Annotated in this window: 11 protein-coding genes; 7 read left to right on the top strand and 4 right to left on the bottom strand. The window is 58.0% G+C overall.

The features are described from left to right. The first annotated feature begins 50 nt into the window (after positions 1–50). Genes rbfA through C5L39_RS03130 form a run of 5 tightly spaced genes read left to right on the top strand, consistent with a single transcriptional unit; the run spans position 51 to position 4,223 of the window. Positions 51–488 carry a 30S ribosome-binding factor RbfA gene (gene rbfA, locus C5L39_RS03150; RefSeq protein WP_123047423.1) on the top strand — a complete coding sequence of 146 codons (438 nt, stop codon included), beginning with the start codon at positions 51–53 and terminating at the stop codon, positions 486–488. Beyond that, on the top strand, positions 488–1,441 hold the full coding sequence (locus C5L39_RS03145; RefSeq protein WP_123047422.1) for a DHH family phosphoesterase: 954 nt from the start codon (positions 488–490) through the stop codon (positions 1,439–1,441). The genes rbfA and C5L39_RS03145 overlap by 1 nt, the downstream gene beginning before the upstream one ends. Beyond that, positions 1,438–2,724, top strand: a complete 1,287-nt coding sequence (locus C5L39_RS03140) for an MATE family efflux transporter (RefSeq protein ID WP_123047421.1) — start codon at positions 1,438–1,440, stop codon at positions 2,722–2,724. Before C5L39_RS03145 ends, C5L39_RS03140 begins: the two co-directional genes overlap by 4 nt. Positions 2,725–2,764: 40 nt before the next feature. Then, positions 2,765–3,574, top strand: coding sequence for a metallophosphoesterase family protein (locus tag C5L39_RS03135; protein WP_123047420.1), 810 nt, complete (start codon positions 2,765–2,767; stop codon positions 3,572–3,574). Continuing rightward, a complete protein-coding gene (locus tag C5L39_RS03130; RefSeq protein WP_123047419.1) occupies positions 3,567–4,223 on the top strand; it encodes a 4'-phosphopantetheinyl transferase family protein in 657 nt (218 codons plus the stop codon). The genes C5L39_RS03135 and C5L39_RS03130 overlap by 8 nt, the downstream gene beginning before the upstream one ends. 29 nt (positions 4,224–4,252) lie before the next feature. Here C5L39_RS03130 and truB read toward each other — a convergent pair whose 3' ends face one another. Then, positions 4,253–5,146 carry a tRNA pseudouridine(55) synthase TruB gene (gene truB / locus C5L39_RS03125; RefSeq protein WP_123047418.1) on the bottom strand — a complete coding sequence of 298 codons (894 nt, stop codon included), beginning with the start codon at positions 5,144–5,146 and terminating at the stop codon, positions 4,253–4,255. Positions 5,147–5,175: 29 nt separating this feature from the next. On the opposite strand from truB, the gene C5L39_RS03120 reads away from it, so the two are divergent. Further along, positions 5,176–6,141, top strand: coding sequence for a bifunctional riboflavin kinase/FAD synthetase (locus C5L39_RS03120; RefSeq protein ID WP_123047417.1), 966 nt, complete (start codon positions 5,176–5,178; stop codon positions 6,139–6,141). Between the two features lie 15 nt (positions 6,142–6,156). Further along, on the top strand, positions 6,157–7,134 hold the full coding sequence (locus tag C5L39_RS03115) for a nucleoside hydrolase (protein WP_123047416.1): 978 nt from the start codon (positions 6,157–6,159) through the stop codon (positions 7,132–7,134). Here the strand turns inward: C5L39_RS03115 and C5L39_RS03110 are convergent. From C5L39_RS03110 to C5L39_RS03100, 3 genes are all read right to left on the bottom strand, one after another. Then, positions 7,127–8,638, bottom strand: coding sequence for an HNH endonuclease signature motif containing protein (locus C5L39_RS03110; RefSeq protein ID WP_123047415.1), 1,512 nt, complete (start codon positions 8,636–8,638; stop codon positions 7,127–7,129). The two genes, C5L39_RS03115 and C5L39_RS03110, sit on opposite strands and share 8 nt — an antisense overlap. 134 nt (positions 8,639–8,772) lie before the next feature. Then, complete coding sequence (locus tag C5L39_RS03105; protein ID WP_245974859.1) at positions 8,773–11,061, bottom strand: 3'-5' exonuclease; 2,289 nt, start codon at positions 11,059–11,061, stop codon at positions 8,773–8,775. 66 nt (positions 11,062–11,127) lie between these two features. Next, entirely contained in the window at positions 11,128–17,730 is a 6,603-nt protein-coding gene (locus C5L39_RS03100; protein WP_123047413.1) for a DEAD/DEAH box helicase, read from the bottom strand. Between the last annotated feature and the right edge of the window lie 3 nt (positions 17,731–17,733).

Here is a 17,733-nt window from a genome sequence, read left to right as displayed (position 1 = left end):
GGGGTAGACTTTTGCTTTCGAGGAATATTGACGACAAGGAGCCCCCAGACATGGCTGATCATGCCCGCGCTGCCCGCATGGCTAAACGAATCCAGACCATCGTGGCTTCGGCCATCGAAAGCCAAGTCAAGGACCAGCGCTTTGAGCTGGTCACGGTCACTGATGCTCGGGTTACCGGTGACCTGCACGATGCCACTATCTTTTACACCGTCCGCGGTCGCACCATTGAAGAAAAGCCGGACCTAGATGCTGCCGCCGAGGCTTTCCACCGTGCTCGAGGCCAGCTGCGCAAGATCGTCGGCTCGGAATTGGGAGTGCGATTCACCCCGACGCTGGCCTTCCAATATGACGATGTGCCGGAGGCTTCCGCTCACATGGAGCAGCTATTGGCCAGAGCCAAAGCACGCGATGCTGAGCTGGCCAAGCTCAAGGAAAACGCACAGCCGGCCGGTGACGCTAACCCTTACAAGACTGCAGACGAGGAATAATGTCTCTCTACCGGGATGCCATTGAGTTAATTACCCAGGCTGACTCCATCGCCGTAGTAGGCCATGTGCGCCCTGATGCCGATGCCATCGGCTCAGTGTGTGCGATGGTCGCGGGTTTGAAACAACGAGGCAAACACGCGGTGGGCATGATCGGTCAAAACGCCGAGTTTGCCGCCAATCTACTGACTATTCCCGGTGCCGAGGACATCCAACTGACCACAGAACTTGGCCAGGTTGATCTAGTGATCACCGTCGACTGTGGCTCACTTGATCGCACGGGCGCATTAGCTACCCAGATCCAGGAGGGCAGCAACGCCGTCTTGGTCATCGATCATCACTCGTCCAACCCTGGGTTTGGCGATGTCAATCTCCTTGACCTCAAAGCAGAGTCGACCACCACGATCATCGGTCGGCTTTTCGATGAGCTGGAGATCCAGATCGGTAGCAAGATTGCGCATGCCCTTTATGCTGGCCTGCTCACCGATACTGGCAGCTTCCGCTGGGGTAGCTCGGCGATGCACTCCTTTGCCGCCAAATTGATGGCTACCGGCATTGACGTTCGTGAGATCGCCGTGGACATGCTTGATTCTGGCTCGATTGCAGATTTACAGATGATCGGACAAGCACTCTCCGGGGTGAAAGTACACCACGCCGGTAGGCATCAGGTCGCGGTCATTATCGCCGACAATGCGCTGCTCCAGCGTGGTTCGCTCGCAGCGGTGGAGGGCTTGGTGGATGCTGTTCGTTCACTCGATGGCACTGATATTGGGGCGGTACTGAAAGAATCCCATCCAGGTCTCTGGCATGTTTCTCTTCGCTCCGACCTCATGGATGTTTCCCAGGTAGCGGTGGCACTTGGTGGCGGTGGACATATTCCAGCTGCTGGTTACTCGGCCTCTGGCACCGCAGAGCAGGTGTTGGCAGGACTATTGGGGGAGCTGCAAGCTAGGTGAATGTCACCGCCAGGGATATCTTCGCACTGGCGCTGCCCGCCCTCGGGGTGCTTGCCGCGACTCCGCTATATCTGCTTCTCGACACCGCCGTTATCGGCAACCTCGGCTCCTCCGAGCTGGCAGCACTTGCCGTAGGTACCACCGTCCAATCGACGGTGACCACACAGCTGACCTTCCTGTCTTATGGCACCACGGCACGCTCGTCCCGGCTATTTGGCGCAGGGAGACGCAGCGAAGCCATCGCTGAGGGTGTGCAAGCCACGTGGGTGGGGCTTGCCGTGGGCATTGTCATTGCGACCTTGATCTGGAGCTTTGGCTCGGATATCGCCTGGTGGCTCACCGGCGATCGGGAATTGGCCCAGCAAGCCAGTCAATGGCTCTATGTCGCAGCGCTAGCCATCCCGCTGACCTTGGTAATCATGGCTGGAAATGGCTGGTTGCGTGGTATTCAAAACACTCGCTGGCCACTGTATTTCACTCTAGCTGGGGTCATTCCCGGAGCGATCTTAATCCCGATCTTGGTCAGTCACTTTGGGCTGGTGGGCTCGGCGATGGCCAATGTCGCCGGAGTCTCCGTGACTGCTCTTTGTTTCCTGGCTGCCTTGCGCCGCGAACACGTGGGCAGCTGGGGCCCGAAGTGGTCCGTGATGAAACACCAGCTGGTCATGGGCCGCGATTTGATCCTGCGCTCGGCGTCCTTCCAAGTGGCGTTTGTCTCCGCTGCGGCGGTGGCCGCTCGCTTTGGTACTTCTTCCCTTGCCGCGCACCAGATCATGCTGCAGCTATGGAACTTCATCACTTTGGTGTTGGATTCTTTGGCTATTGCGGCACAGACGTTGACTGGAGCGGCACTTGGCCGGGGAACAGTGAGCGTCGCTAAGCAAGTGGGCAAACGAGTCGTGGCCTACTCAACAATCTTCGCCGGAATGCTCGGCCTAGTTTTTGCCGTGTTTTCTCAAATCATTCCGAAGATCTTTACTGATGATCCGGCGGTTCTAGCTGCCATTGCCCAACCGTGGTGGCTGATGATCGTGATGATCGTGCTAGGCGGAGTGGTCTTTGCCTTAGACGGAGTGCTCCTCGGCGCCGGAGATGCAGCTTTCCTGCGCACGATCACCATCGCCTCGGTGTTGATTGGCTTTTTGCCCGGAGTGTGGATTTCCTATGCCGTGGACGGGGGACTGACTGGCATTTGGATCGGGCTGGTGGCGTTCATGATCATCCGGCTGCTGGCGGTAGTCTGGCGTTTCCAGTCAATGAAGTGGGCTGTGGTAGACACATGAGAGATAACTCGATGCCTAAATGTTCAGGGAGGTTCATTCGGTGAGCACCACATTGTGGGCGGTTAGTGATCTGCATGCGGCTGTCAAAGCCAATGCCGGGCATATTGACCAGATCCAACCCACCGATCCTTCCGATTGGTTGATCGTGGCCGGCGATGTTGCCGAACGCACCGACCTCGTGATGCGCATTTTGGGCCAATTGCGCCGACGCTTTGCCAAAGTTATTTGGGTGCCGGGCAACCACGAGCTGTTTTCCCGTTCTACCGAGCGGCGCCAAGGGCGAGAAAAATACACCGAGTTGGTGGAGGGCTGCCGCGCGATGGGCGTGCTCACCCCAGAAGACCCGTACCCAGTGTTTAACGGGGTGACGCTGGTGCCGCTGTTTACTCTCTACGATTACAGCTTCCGCCAGCCGGGGATGACCGTTGAACAAGCCGTCGCCGATGCCCACGCCAAACAGATCATGATGACCGATGAGTTCGCCATCGCCCCGTTCGTGGATATCCGCGCTTGGTGCTGGGACCGGTTGGCTTATTCCATCAAGCGGCTCTCTCGGGTCGAAGGGCCCACCGTCTTGATCAATCACTGGCCGTTGGTGCAAGAGCCGACCTTGAAGATGCGCTTCCCGGAGATCGCATTGTGGTGCGGTACTCGGCACACTCGCACCTGGGCGGAGCGCTACCACGCCCAAGCTGTGATCTATGGGCACCTGCACATGCCTTCTAAAATGGAAGTCGACGGCATTGACCATATCGAGGTCTCCTTAGGCTATCCGCGGGAATGGGAGCGTCACGGTCATCTCAATCCCTGGCCATATCCGGTGATGAAGGTCGGCCAATCGAATGATTGATGCCCAGTTGTTCCCACCTTCATCGAAGTTTTGCTACGTGGTCACAGATCGTGACCACCCGGATCTGCAGAATTACCTCAACTTGCACCCGCTTGAGCAGGCCTTGGTTTCCCGCGCGGTAGATATCCGCAAAGCCGAGTTTGGTGACGCTCGCTGGTGCGCGCATCAGGCGTTGCATGAGCTTGGGCATAGCCCGAATCCGCCGATCCTGCGCGGCGAGCGAGGCATGCCATTGTGGCCGAAGAATGTCGCCGGGTCATTGACCCACACCAAGGGCTTTCGAGCTGCCGTAGTGGCACCGAGTAGCCGGGTGCTCTCCATGGGCTTAGATGCAGAACCCGCAGAGCCGCTGCCGCCTGAGGTGGTCAGTTCGATTGCTCGGCCAGGGGAGATGGCGCAGCTTCTTCGGCTGCGTGCCGGTGGCTTGGATTGTGCTGATCGGCTGCTCTTTTGCGCCAAGGAAGCCACCTATAAAGCGTGGTTTCCGCTGACTCGCCGCTGGTTGGGTTTCGATGAAGCAGAAGTTGATCTACGCGAAGATGGCACCTTCATCGCCTACCTGTTGGTTCGGCCTACTCCAGTGCCCTTTATCGCTGGGCGCTGGATGGTCCGGGATGGCTATGTCATCGCCTCTACTGCGGTGAATTAGCTGGTGGTAGGGCCTGGCTGGTTGCTGGCTTAGAGGGTTGATGGCCTAGCCACAAACACGGTGGCCAACCGCGCGCCCTTTTCCTTGATAAGCGCAATGGAACGGCCCTGCGGATCCACTGCCGCATAGGTGCCTTTCAACCCGCGTGGCTCGAGCCATTTGCCCATCGCTAGTGCGGCAGCCTCTTGTTCGGTGACGTCCAACACCGGGTAGGAACGGCTCAGCGCCTCATCGATGCTCAGTGATAGCTGCGGGGTGGTCTCTAGGCTCTCCAGAGTCAAAGCATCCGACAGCAAGAACGGGCCGACCGCACTGCGCCGAAGTGCGGTCAGGTGCCCGCCCACCCCGAGCGCCTCGCCAAGATCACGGGCCAGGGAACGGATATAGGTACCCGAAGAACAATCCACGCTGACATCAATGTCAAAGAACTCGCCTTCGCGGCGAAAATCTAGCGCGTCAAAGCGGCTCACGGTGACTGGACGGGCCGGGATATCAATATCCTCGCCGTCGCGGACCCGCTCATGGGCGCGCTTACCATCGATCTTGATGGCGCTGACCTTGGCGGGTTTCTGCATGATCTCACCAGTTAAGGCCGCGATGCCGGCCAGTACCTGCTCAGTGCTTATCGACGCCGCGCTGGCTCCGCTAATCACGTCGCCCTCGGCATCATCGGTGCTGGTTGCCGCGCCCAAGCGGATGGTTGCTTCATAAGACTTGGTGGAGGCGACCAAGTGGGCCAGAAACTTCGTGCCGCGTTCAATACCCACCACCAATACCCCGGTGGCCATGGGATCAAGTGTCCCAGCATGGCCTACGCGGCGGGTAGAAAAGTACCTGCGCAGACGCGCAACCACATCATGAGAAGTCATCCCCGCTGGCTTATCCACCACGACGAGTCCCGAACCAGCCAGTGCATCAGTCATAGGGGAAGTCTATGCCGTATCCTTAAGCCGTGATTGTTTGGCACGGAATTGAAGAAGTCCCCGCTGACCTGAAGGCATCGGTGGTGACCATCGGCGTTTTCGATGGGGTCCACCGCGGACACGGCACGTTGTTGGCCGAAGCGGTTAGCCAGGCGCGTGAACGTGAGGTACCCAGCGTGCTGGTGACCTTCGACCCACACCCGATGGCCGTTTTCGCCCCTGAGTGGGCGCCACTGTTGCTCACCTCGCTGGAGCAACGCCTTGAGTTGGCAGGTGAGATGGGCATTGATGCCGTCTTGGTGGTTGATTTCAACCATGAGCTGGCCGGGCTGGAACCGATTTCTTATTTCGCCTCCCTGGTAACGGGTTCCCTGCGGGCGCGCGCTGTGGTGGTGGGGGAGAACTTCACCTTCGGCCGCGATGCTTCCGGTACCGCTGAGACCATGCGTGAACTGGGAGCCAAATACGGTGTGAAAGTCACCGTTCTTGATCTCTTCCATGATGAAGGCGTGCGGATCTGTTCCTCGAGCATCCGGCAGTTCCTCAGCGGCAACGACGTGGAGCGCGCTGCCTGGGCATTGGGCCGGCCCTTCACCGTTCGCGGCCAGGTCGTGCGCGGCGCTGGCCGGGGCGGCCGGGAGCTGGGCTATCCCACCGCCAACCAGTACTTCGGTGACCGGGTGGCTATCCCCGCCGATGGAGTTTATGCCGGCTGGTTTACCGTCCGTGGCCAAGAGTCGCTTGATGGGGACATGGAACCGGGCATCGCCTATCCGGCGGCCATCTCGGTGGGCACTAACCCCACCTTCGGCGATACTCGCCGCAGTGTGGAATCCTTCGTGCTCGACCACACTGCGGACCTCTACGACCGAGTAGCGGATGTGTCCTTTGTGGGGCATGTGCGCGATATGGTCAAGTTCAACTCCGTCGATGAGCTCCTCGGTGCCATCCACCGAGATGTTGAGACCGTCCGGCGGATTCTGAAAATCGACTAATCTCTGGGAGCTACCGTGCGCACCAAGATCATCCTTGACCTGGATACCGGTATCGATGACACCCTGGCCTTGACCTATGCCTTGGGCTCGCCGGAACTGGAGTTGATCGGAGTCACCGGCACTTATGGCAACGTCACGGTAGACACTGGTGTGCGCAACTCCCTGGCCATCCTCGAGCTCTTTGGCTATCCAGAGGTACCTGTTTATCCCGGAATCACCCAGGCACGGGCCAAGGAGAGCTTCGAGGTCTTGGAGATCTCGGAATTTATCCACGGCCACAACGGCATCGGCGAGGCCAGCTTGCCTGAACCTACTGCCAGTGCGCGCACGGAAAGCGCAGTGGAGTTTTTGGTGGACTCGGTGCGTGCCTACGGCGATGAGTTGATCATCGTGCCCACCGGACCATCGACTACCATCGCGGCAGCGATAGAGGCTGATCCTTATTTCGCAGCCCATGCTCGGATCATCATGATGGGCGGGGCTGTGAGCGTGCCGGGCAATGTGTTGCCGTGGGCGGAAGCCAATATCAACCAAGACCCAGAGGCTGCTGATTTGGTTTTCCGCCAAGCCCAGGATGTCACCATGATTGGTTTGGATGTCACCCTGCAGACCTTGCTCACTACTAAACAGACCCAGATCTGGCGGGACTTGGGCACTGTCGGCGGGCACTTCTTGGCAACAGCAGCTGACTATTACATCAAGGCCTATGAAGTGACCTCCCCGCATCTGGGAGGCTGTGGCTTGCATGATCCGTTGGCCGTAGCGGTGGCAGCCGATCCCAGCCTGGTTACCTGCCTGGCCACCAACCTCAAGGTAGATCTCAGCGGACCGACCCGAGGCCGCACCATCGCCGATGAAAGCCGTCTCAATAGTTCGGTGAAAACTGCGCAGGTAGCTCTCGAGGTCGACCAAGAGCGCTTTCTGGAGGAATTCATGGCGCGGCTGAGTACCCTGGCGGCAGCAACTCCGGCCCTTGAGCGCGGGCTTAACTAGCACGATCGAGCAGGGTCGGCGGATCAGGTGGGTGGCCCGCAGGTGTGGGGGAGTGTTCCCTTTGCCGGGCCCGAATCTTCGCACCGGCAGAATACTCGTGCAATTGAGTATTATTTGCTTCAATCGCTCCACCGCCAGGCGGTGACCAACCGACTCGGCCAGTAGCTGGATCGGTAGCCATATGCCCCATTCCACCTTGACCATCATGCTTATCGTTGTTATCGCCATGATGCGGCGGACACAATAAGGTGAGGTTTTCTATGTCAGTCAGGCCACCTGCTCCCCAAGAGGTGAGATGGTGGACCTCCGTGTTGATCATGGCGGCGTCACAATTGCCGCAGGTGCATAGAGCTTCCCGGGCAAAGAGGGCGAGCTTTTGATACATGCTCGCCGAGCGGAGCGAACGGCCCAGGGCCAATGGCTTGCCAGCAGAATCATGCAGGGTAGCGATATCAAACTTGGCAGCACCTAGTGCCATGAGATCGAAGGGGCTCAGCAAATCACCGGAGTTGGCAATGAACTTCGAGTCAGCGGACATGGTTTCTACGTCTTGGACAGTCATACTGACTACCACTGAGCCAACCCCTTGCCGGTTCCGAGCAGCATCTGCAGCGAGATGCCCATCCAAGAGGACATTGAGCTGATCGGCGGCCCGGACACTGCGAGAACGCTTATCTTGGTCCTCGGGCACAGAAGCATTAACGCCGGCCCGAAGACCAGGTGCCAAAGCAGCCTTGAGCTTGGCACTGAGATAGGCAGGGAGACTGCCAGAGATTCGAACATTGCCATCCTCATCAGCCTGGCCAATGTGTAGGAAACGCTTCTTTTGGCCAGCCAACCGATCACGGGTGCCATCTGCTTGACGGCCTGCCACGTTGGCTTTGGTGATCTGTGCCCGCAACCAGACCCGCAGATCCTCTGGGGCGCGCGATTGAGCTTCTACTAAAGCCCGGGCATGCAAGGCTGCGTAGCTGGGGTTGGAATGCTCATTGAGCCCGGCTAATCCGGTCCGAATGGTTTGGTGCTTCTCTGTGGAGACATGCTTTAGGGCTTGTTTTCGCGCCTGTAATTGGGCTTGCTTATCTTTCTCTGCGCGGCGGTGTTCTTCTTGGCGCAGTAGCTGTTCGCGGTGCAGTCGTTGTGCTTCTGATTCATCAGGCTGGCGGCTCGGAGTAGGCAGGGCAGTAGCCACAGGTGGGCTAAAGAGATCCTCGCCCCTGCCCATCCGGCCATAAGCTTCCTGCCGGGAGAGCTGAAGCTTTTTGATGAGGAAATCGACTGGGCGGGTAGAACCTACATGACGGCCTGCGTCTGAGCGTTCGCTGACCCAAGCAAAGGCGGCGTCGAGAAAGGTCTTTTTAGCCACAGTCTCTTCCAAGCGGACGAAGGCATCGCGCACATCGTCGAAAGCTACCTCTGCCGGATCAGACATCAGGGAAGTGAGCTCGCCCAGGGCACGATCGATGCTCTCGACGAGTTGTTCAGCCTGCTCTTTGGTACCCATGGGACCCCCTCCCTGGTATCGATTATATGTTCTATTATAACCGACCTGTCGGATCCCTCAACTCCCCAGATAGAACAACCGTTCTATTGCCCCCGTTTGTAGTGAGGTCCGAAACACCGCCAAAGACCAGCCACTCAAGCAGGCAACAGCGTCGAGGGGCGATCACTAGTAGTAATCATCAGCGCGTCCCTAGCTCGCGAAGCTGCCACATAAAGCAGCGCTCTTTCTCGCTGGAGAACATCCGCAACCTCGGCTTCGCCCAATCCATGCAATTGATAATCCCGCGGCATCGAATTCTCGTTGACATCGAGCAACACCACATGGGTAAATTCCAGCCCCTTGGCGCTGTGCATCGTCATCACCGAGACTTCCGCTTCAGCCGCCGCGGTGGCCTGACGGGTCTCTACAACGTTGAGCCCTGCCTCTCTGAACTGGGCCACAATCTGCTTGACTAGGAACTTCGTCCGCGTCAGTACGCCGACATGAGCGTCGGGAGATTCCTCCAACCACTGCTTGATCTGCTCGATCGCCAAAGAGCGTTCCTCAGCCAGGTTTGAAGCGCGAGCAAGGATCGGCGCAGGGCCTTGACGCGAGGATCGATAACCAACGGTCGAATCAAGTTCATCGGTGCTGCCGTGCCATAGCTGGCCGTCGAGAATGGCCACGGCATAGTCGAGGTTTTGCGCAGTGGTGCGGTAGTTGAGACTCAGCCGTCGAGAAGCGCGACCCCGAGTGGAGATACCAAACCGGCTCAGCACCAACCGCTGACCGTAGATGCGTTGGTGAGAATCTTCCGCCAGGAAGATGTCATTGGGGCCTTCCGCCACACAGGCCCGCAAGAAACGCCAATGTCCGGCGTGGAAATCCTGCGCCTCATCAATGATGACGTGGTCGAAGAGCTTGGGCTGGTCGCGATTGGTCAGAACCTCCGCAGCCAGCACTGCCAGCATGGGCCAGGTGAAACGATCCTGAGATACGCACTTTTTAGTAAATACCTCCATCACCTTCCACACCGCCTTGCGTTCCCGACGATTGAGGCTGGTGCCCCGACCTGGCCGCGGAACCCGAAGATAATCGGCCTGCTGCGTAATCCCGCCAGCTAACACCACGGTCGAGTATTCCTGAGAGAGGAACTCCGGGTTGGCCTTCTCGGGGACTAACTCCACGGCGGCCAAAGTGAGCGATTGCTCCCAGATTTCCTGTTCATCCCGGCTATCTAATGGGCCTGGTCGCACGCTAGCTTCTATGCCCAGGACTTCCTGGACTGCAGCGGCAAGCTCGTCGTTGCGGGCATATTTGAGGACTCGGAAAACCAACGAGTCGATGCCGGAAATCCACAATCCCGGAGCCCCTTGCGTCGAAGCTTCGGGAAAGCGCGGATTAAGCACATTCATCTGAGACTTCAGAGATTCCGACAGCGTTCTCGTATAGGTAGTCAGCAGCACCCGCGGGCTGTGCTGGCCAAGCGTGGGGGCCTGCCCGCGTCGGGTGACCAGTTCGTTGGCGCGGTGAATAGCCACCACTGTTTTCCCCGTACCGGCACCGCCAAAAACTCGACCAGAGCCGCTGAAATTAGCATCAATGACTGCCTTCTGGCTGGGGTGGACAAAGATCCGCCAGGCATTGAAATCTCTGGTCTCGATGATCGCTTTGAGCGCGTCCTCATCGGGTGCATAAGCAAATTCCATCGCTGCCGCTGGAGTGTGCAAACCTTCGAGGAGTACCTCATCGGACTCTTCCGGCTGCTTCGTGGCGAGCGTATCTTCAATGCTTAAGTCGTGGCGGACCTGTTCGATACTGAAACCTGCCACCAGCGAGAGAATCGCATCAAGCTCCCATTGCGGGCTATCTGCCAGCAGTGAATCCAAATCGCGTTCATCATCGACGGCAAAGACCACTGCGGTAGCCACCGGAGAAATACCCAGTTGCTCTTCTAAGATCGCCTGGGTCAGTCCCGCCTCAGTGAGCACCTTTCCCGGCGAATCGCTTATCGACACCGCCGGAGCCACAGCATCCACAGAGTCCACGGTGTCCACAACATCCGTAGCATCTGCAGCAGCTTCGGCCACCGCTGCCGCCGCGATCTTCTCCGCTGCTAACTTCTTTGCCCGAGACTCCACCTCCGCGGAGATATCTACACTAGATAGCGCACTCGGTGTTTCCGCAAAACTCAATTGAGTAACGCCGCTGACTGGGTTCGAGCGCATCGAAACCGTCGCCGCGAGCTCGTAGGCTTCATCGTGATTACACACATCGATGAGCACGAAGTGCTTATCGTTATGCCCGGTGAGCTCGAACATCACCGCGCGGTACTGCTTATTGATCCGCCCGGTACGCACGCGCTTATCGCGGCTATTGTTGATCGGCTCCACATGCAGCGATGGATTGGTCGGATCAGCCATCAGCTTTTGCATAAAGGCCATGATTGGCTTGTCTAGCCCGTCTCGGACCGTGAACCTTTTGTGGAGCGTTAGTTGTGCCATGGTGTCCTAGTTCTCGTTTTCTTCTGTGCCAGCGACTGCTTGGAAACTAGCCGGTAGGGGACCGTCCACGATTAGGGAGACATCGACCGGGGTCCACTGAGTATCGGTCAGATCACTCTCTCCACCAGGGTAGACAATGGCTAGCTGCTGCTTGGTCCACGTCGCGATGGTCATCACCGAAGAGATCTCCTCACCGGTGCTATCTGGCAGGCTGATCCCGGCACGAGCCAGCTTCTCCAACGCGCTATGGACTTGTGGCTCATCATCGAAGTCGGCGATGACCTCGTGCCAGGGGTCAGGGTTGGAATGTTCGGTCCGAGCGGAATGGAAAGCGGGGGACAGCGCGCCGTCGATAAGCGAATCAATTCCATATGCCTGCCAAGAGGTATCTGCCAATGCCTGGGCATCCTCGGGGTAGACCACCACCAGGTTTCGATCGGACCAGGCGACGATGGTCATTACCGAAGCGATTTCCTCACCGAAGCTACTAGGGGCAGCCACTCCCGCCAGGGCGAGCCGTTCTAGGGCAGCCAAGACCTGCGGTTCATCATCGTATTCGGCTATTGCCTCCTGCCAAGCGCTCGGCAGTGCGGCCTCATCCACGCCAACATCAGTGTGCTTATCGACGCCCGCTTCGATCACCGTCGCCTCTACCTGCGACGTGCGCTCACTAGTGATCCGGGCGTTGTCGGGGTGAAGATAGAACAGGTTGGCCAGGGATAAGAAGAGATTCCAGGCCGCCTGGTTAATCTGACCGCCATCCGACGATAACTGCAGGTGCGACTGCTGTCCCACTAGTGTGACCTCGACCCCATTGAGGTACTGTGCCCGGTTATCAGATGCCCCAGTCACTGCGTGCAGGGCTACCGCCAATGAGATCTTCTCCCATTGCTCAGGTGCTGGATCTGCCAGCACTGCCAATAACTGGCTGAGGGGATCAAGAATAATCGTGCCCAAACGCGCACTCGCCAGATTGAGCATGCTGGCGATCTTGGGCTGCAGCGGTTGTTTGAACCACACCGGGAAATCCGGGACCGCATGCGCATCGGCTGCGCGATGTTTCTCAATATCTGCCCAAGTCATCGACCACGGCAGAATGCCCTCGTCATAGAGCCGATTGCGCTTGAGCACATCGCCATGCACTCGCTCATTGACCTGAGAGATATGGAAGGCCGCACCATCAAGAAAGATCGCAATATCGCGGAGATTGGGATCATCCGTATCCAAGTAGAAATCCGGCCGAGTATGGCCGAAATCAACCTGCTCACGCATCCGCCAGGTATGCGGCTGCTGCGGGAAAGAGAACGTCCATTCCGAACGCCCACCACGGACCTGCTTAGTTAAAGCCACATCCCGAGTGCTCAACGTCGCCCGGAACTGATTGAGAAATAGTGCCTCCAATTTGCTGCGACTACTGGTCTCTGGTTTGTGCTCGATGATATTGGCCGACCAATGATCAACGAGTGGATCGCGGTCCTCACCAGGGTGCAGGTCATCGCACAAGAGCTTGGCCAAGGCAGCTTCTGCCGCAGCCCGAGAAGTCGATTCTTCCTGCCCACGCGGGGCATAGGGCAGCAAACACTCCGGGCAACTGCGTCGATCGTCCAAAGCGCACGCACAGTCGCGGACCCGGGTATAAGCCTTAGTGAGCAGACTGCGCACATCCTCGACCTGGGTAAATTGCGTGAGATAACCAGTACCACCCGGTACCTGGTCATGCAGCAATAGTGCATCAGAGGCAGTATCGCCCGATCCCAGACGCACCGTAGCCACTTCCAAGTGAGTGGGATCCCCGCCCAACACCTCCTTGAAACCCAACTTGATAGCAGCAATCACACTGGGCACCGTGAGGGTATCGGCCACCGTGAGTAACTGTGGGAGAAATAATCGCACACCCTGCGTGCTCAACGTCCGGCCCAGTGCGAAGGCAATCGTTTCCTCTTCGGCTGCCGTGCGCAGCCGGCACCACGGCCGGTGATCCTGCCAGCGATTGCTGCCTGCCTCAGAATCGATATGCCCACAATGCCGACATACCCGAAACAGGGGAGCATCGCTCTCTTGAGCAGCGAGCATCCGCTTCTCACCCGGGCCCTTGCCCAAATTCAACCAGCGCAGCTCCACCCGGGGCAGATGTTGCACACCGAAACCAGACCCCGAGAGATACCAAGATTGACCAGCTCCGCCCTCGGGCACCACCGCGCTGAGGGTGCTGTGGAAACGCATCTGATTGCGGTCATCCCGACGATCATTAATTGCAGACCTGGTCTGCTCGACCTCGGCAAAGACCTTCTTCATCTGCACCACATCGATGAGCTGATTGAGATCAGCAAACTGCGGGTCCCCACATTCTGGACACGCCCCCGAGATAGCCTTAGCCGCCGGGCTGGTTGCCTCGATTCGGGAATAAGAGCACGACGGGCATAGCCGCCATTTCTCCACCGTGGAGCCTTCCGCACCCAATTCCACACTGTCGATAGTCGCGGCAATCCCTTGGGCATAAAAAGTCGCGCCAGGTGCCAACTCAAATAGAGCAGAGGAAATACCGCGGGAATAATCCACCCGCCGAGTATCAAACTCCAAGGTATCGGGCTGCATGAACGTCACCGATAGCTGCAGCTCCACCGCATCATCAAGCAAGGTGAAGTTAGGCAGCAGGCCATAGCGTTCCATCGAAGAGATCCAATAATCGCCATTGACGGTCTCTGAGAGTTGCTTACGGATAAACCTCAAAGCAGCCTTGGTCGAGCGAGCCTGAGCCTTGGTGTCATCATCAGCACCGGGAGCCTGCTGCTGCTTGTGCAGCTGCTGATCGCGTGTTTCCAACACCGACTGCTTATGAGTCAGCTCCTTTTCCAGGTCATTCCATCGCTGCCGGGCCTCAACGAGATCTCCCGACAAACTCTTCGGGCCCTGTCCACTGGCCCAAGAACGCAACTCAGCTAGTACCGCGTCACCTGTGTGGCCCTGGAGAGTAGAACAAAACTCATCGAGTTGATGATCGAGGCCGCCCTCAATCACGTCTGTCAACACATCGATAACCGTGACCGCGGAAGAAGAGGGCGAAGAGAAAAAGACATCGCGTGCACGCGAAGGACTAGCCATCTTCTCGCTTAACCGAAGTCGGTCCAGCAGATATGCAGTGAACTGGCGATGCAAAATCTCCTGAGCAGAAAGGAAAGCCGCAGGAGCAGCCACCGAACCAGCAATCATGCTCAGCGGTTTCTCCAACGCCGGCAACGCCATCCCGCGGCCCCGGATCAGCGCAATGATCAACGAGTTGCCCGTGAGACGACCAGCACGGCCCACCCGCTGGAGATAACTAGCCACCGTATGCGGCAAAGACGCCAGCATCACCGTGGATAGATCACCGATATCAATACCCATCTCCAGCGTAGGAGTGGCAATCAGAACATTGGGAGCATCAGGGGAATCGGTCTGCTCAGCCTTAAACTGCTGCTCAAGACGGAAACGATCCTGATCATCCAATAAACTCGTGTGCTCACGAGAGACCACCGTGCGGGTGTTCGTCGTGGAATACAACCGGCGGTAGTAATTGCCTTCAACACCGACCACCTCATGGGTACCCAAACAACCCGTACTAAGACACGGCGACCCGACCAAGACCTGGCGCACATGCGCAGGCACCCCCAGCCGAGAACGGCAAACCCCGCATTCCAATGCCTCAGTAGTCTCCTCAGCCAGCACCACAATGTTGTCTGGTGAGAGGAAAAAGACTGTCGCAGCAGTGGAGGTTTCTACTGAACCTAGGACTCCGCGCCGGGCCAATTCCTTCATCAACGCGGTCACCGCAGTAGCAGCGTCATGGGTGGTAATCCCCAATGCCCGGGCGCTCCACCGCGCGAAAGTACCGCGGGGGCTGGCCGTTGGCATCGTCGAATCCGCGCCCTTGGCAGCCCTCTTTAACGGTTTTCCCGCGCGAGGAAACTCCGGTGCGCCACCCTTAGCGAAACCGGGCATACCTTGAGCGCGAGAATTACGCCTATTTAAATGAAAGGCATTGCAATCATCGTGGAGATAAGCTCTAAACCACTTGTGGTTAATGCCGCCGCGAACTCGAATGATCTCGACGATGCCCCAGGCCCACGCCAGCGAATCGACCGTGTCTAGCGGCAGCGTAATTCCCTGCAACGCCGCATCAGCGGCGGCATTGAGAACTGCATCATCAACATCAACACTGGCGGTGAGCGTGCCCGTAGAAACCAACGAGCGGGCCAGATCGGCCCGATCACCGAACTCTAGAGCCACATCTAAGGCCAAACGATCGGCAACCTTCTTGGCCGCTCGACGGCGTTCACCAGCGGTAGCACTGGGGGACCAATAGGGTTGGAAACCCGGAAACTCAGCGATCTGTGGGGGAAGAAGCTCATAGCGTGCGCGCGGATCATCCTTGGCCATCGTCAAGAGCCGATCTGGTAGCGAAGCCAACGTAACGGCATCGCTTCCGACGGCTTGGCGCAAGAGAGTACGTAGCGCGAAGGTGCGTGCTCTGGCCTGAACAAACCCGGCCCGGTGGGCAGCATCTTGCACCGAGTCAGTAAAGACCAAGGTCTTTTTCTCCCGGTCGGAGAGTGATTCCAGCCCAAAGAGATTAGACAGGGCCACTGAGAGCAAGGTGGCCACCGAGGATCCGAGATAGCGAATAGCATCGGTTTCCCCACATGATGGGCACGCGCCAGCATCAGCCAGCTCATCTTGGTTGTCCCCGGCATAAGTCAATACCGGCACCACTAAGCCACTGTCCAAGGCCTCATCAGTCGGTTGACTTGAACTCATGGCAGGCAGACGCATATCCAGCCACAACACCCGACTGTCATCATCGGTAGCGCGCCCGCGTCCGGCCAGGTTCTGAACTGTGCCATCGAGCCCACCGCGCAGCTCCGGGGTGGCATCGATGAGCGGGCGCTGGCGCTTGGCCGCCGTCATCGAACCGCGGCGGATATTCTGGGGATTGATCTCTGGGGAATCATCACCCGGCTGGAGAGCAATCATCCATCCTGAGCGCCCACAGTTGCGGCAATAGCAGGCTGGCAGCCACGCATCAGCAGCATCTGGGTTAGCTTCCCGCGGGCCATCATCAGACCAACGAAAGAATGAATCAGTGGCATCAGAAGAGACCACTCGGTCGATGCGGGAAAGCTCACGAACCCACAGGTGAGTCTCCACCCCGGGAAGCTTCTTTCCCTCCCAGCCACCGCGGATTCTGCCAAACTCAGCGCGCAGATAGGCAATCTCGGTCAGAGTATGAGCCAAGAATTCGGCGGCACCATCGCCCGGCAGCCGCTGGGTTTCCTGGTCCAGAATCAATTCCACCAAGCTTGGCCCATCGGCCGGACTGTGTTTGGCCATCGGGTGAGCCTGCGCAGCATGCTCTAACACCGCAATCGTCAGTGGATGTTGCGCATAAGCTGCCAGCGCAGCAATGAGGTCAGTGCTCTGGCAGCCATAAACCTGGCGGCAGAAAACCTCATGCACGCTATCTTCCAGTGTGCTGCCCGCACTGATCAGCTGGGCAATCTCGGCATTGATCTCAGCGATCTCTGCCGCCGTGGGCAGATCACGTCTCCTCTTAACCGGACTACCCACAACATCAGCGACCGTAGCCTGCCACTGGGGGATGGTCTGCTTCGTCTCACCGACGACCGCATCAACCGCTAAGCGCTCGCCGAAGATGGTGTGGGCGAATGCCAGCATGGAGGAAGAATCCCCCTCACTGCCCAAGGTCGCGGACGTAGCCACCGGAGTGACTGCACCTAGTGGTTGGTCTTGGGCTAGTGGCAGCCCAGCCAGAAAATTAGCTGGCTGGTGCTTTTTCAGCATCAGCCCCAATCGACGCAACAACAAGGCCACATCAGTGCCTTGAGCACCGTCATAAGTATGGAACTCATCGAGCACCAGATACTGCAGGGAAGTGGCAGACTTTTCCCACATCCCGCGGTCAAGCTCTCGGATGAGCAATTGGTCGAGCATTTTATAGTTGGTCAATAAAATATCCGGCGGGGAGGCCCGAATAGTATGCCGATCAGTGATCAAGGATTTAGCCGTGACCTTGGTGCCAGATTTACCAGCCTGATCGCCGGTATAAATACCGGCAGTGACCCCAGCCAACTCTGGATGAGCGCTGATCAATGACGCCAAACGCTCAGCCTGGTCATTGGCCAGTGCATTCATGGGGTAGAGCAATAGCGCCTTAATCCCCGGTCCCGGATTACGCCGGCAATGATCAAGAATGGGATAGAGGAATGACTCAGTCTTACCTGAACCAGTACCAGTGACCACCAACGTGGGATCAGGCCGCCGCGGAACTCCATCACGTACTGAAGCAAGACGTTCGAAGGCTTGAGCCTGGTGGCGGTAGGGGACAAAATCCTTGGGCAGCCAGCCCAACAGCCCTTGCCAGTTAGTTGCCGGAGCATAGGGCAGACGAGTGCGCACATAAGGTCCGTGGAACATGCCGGAATTAGGCGCAGTGAGAAACTCCGCCAACCGTCCCGCAGTAGTGGCATCTGCCAAAGAAAAACTGGTGGTCAGATATTCCGTTAGACCATCTTCAATATGTTCGGCAGCATGGACCGGCAACAGGCTAGACATTGA

The sequence above is a fragment of the Corynebacterium alimapuense genome, assembly GCF_003716585.1.
Taxonomy (GTDB): Bacteria; Actinomycetota; Actinomycetes; order Mycobacteriales; family Mycobacteriaceae; genus Corynebacterium; species Corynebacterium alimapuense.
This window is presented reverse-complemented; position numbering and strand designations above follow the sequence as displayed.

What these genes read in the sequence shown, in the direction of transcription:
- rbfA (WP_123047423.1), top strand. Translation starts at nt 51, where the DNA reads ATGGCTGATCATGCCCGCGCTGCCCGCATGGCTAAACGAATCCAGACC.
- C5L39_RS03145 (WP_123047422.1), top strand. Translation starts at nt 488, where the DNA reads ATGTCTCTCTACCGGGATGCCATTGAGTTAATTACCCAGGCTGACTCC.
- C5L39_RS03130 (WP_123047419.1), top strand. Translation starts at nt 3,567, where the DNA reads ATGATTGATGCCCAGTTGTTCCCACCTTCATCGAAGTTTTGCTACGTG.
- truB (WP_123047418.1), bottom strand. Translation starts at nt 5,146, where the DNA reads ATGACTGATGCACTGGCTGGTTCGGGACTCGTCGTGGTGGATAAGCCA.
- C5L39_RS03110 (WP_123047415.1), bottom strand. Translation starts at nt 8,638, where the DNA reads ATGGGTACCAAAGAGCAGGCTGAACAACTCGTCGAGAGCATCGATCGT.
- C5L39_RS03105 (WP_245974859.1), bottom strand. Translation starts at nt 11,061, where the DNA reads ATGGCCTTTATGCAAAAGCTGATGGCTGATCCGACCAATCCATCGCTG.
- C5L39_RS03100 (WP_123047413.1), bottom strand. Translation starts at nt 17,730, where the DNA reads ATGTCTAGCCTGTTGCCGGTCCATGCTGCCGAACATATTGAAGATGGT.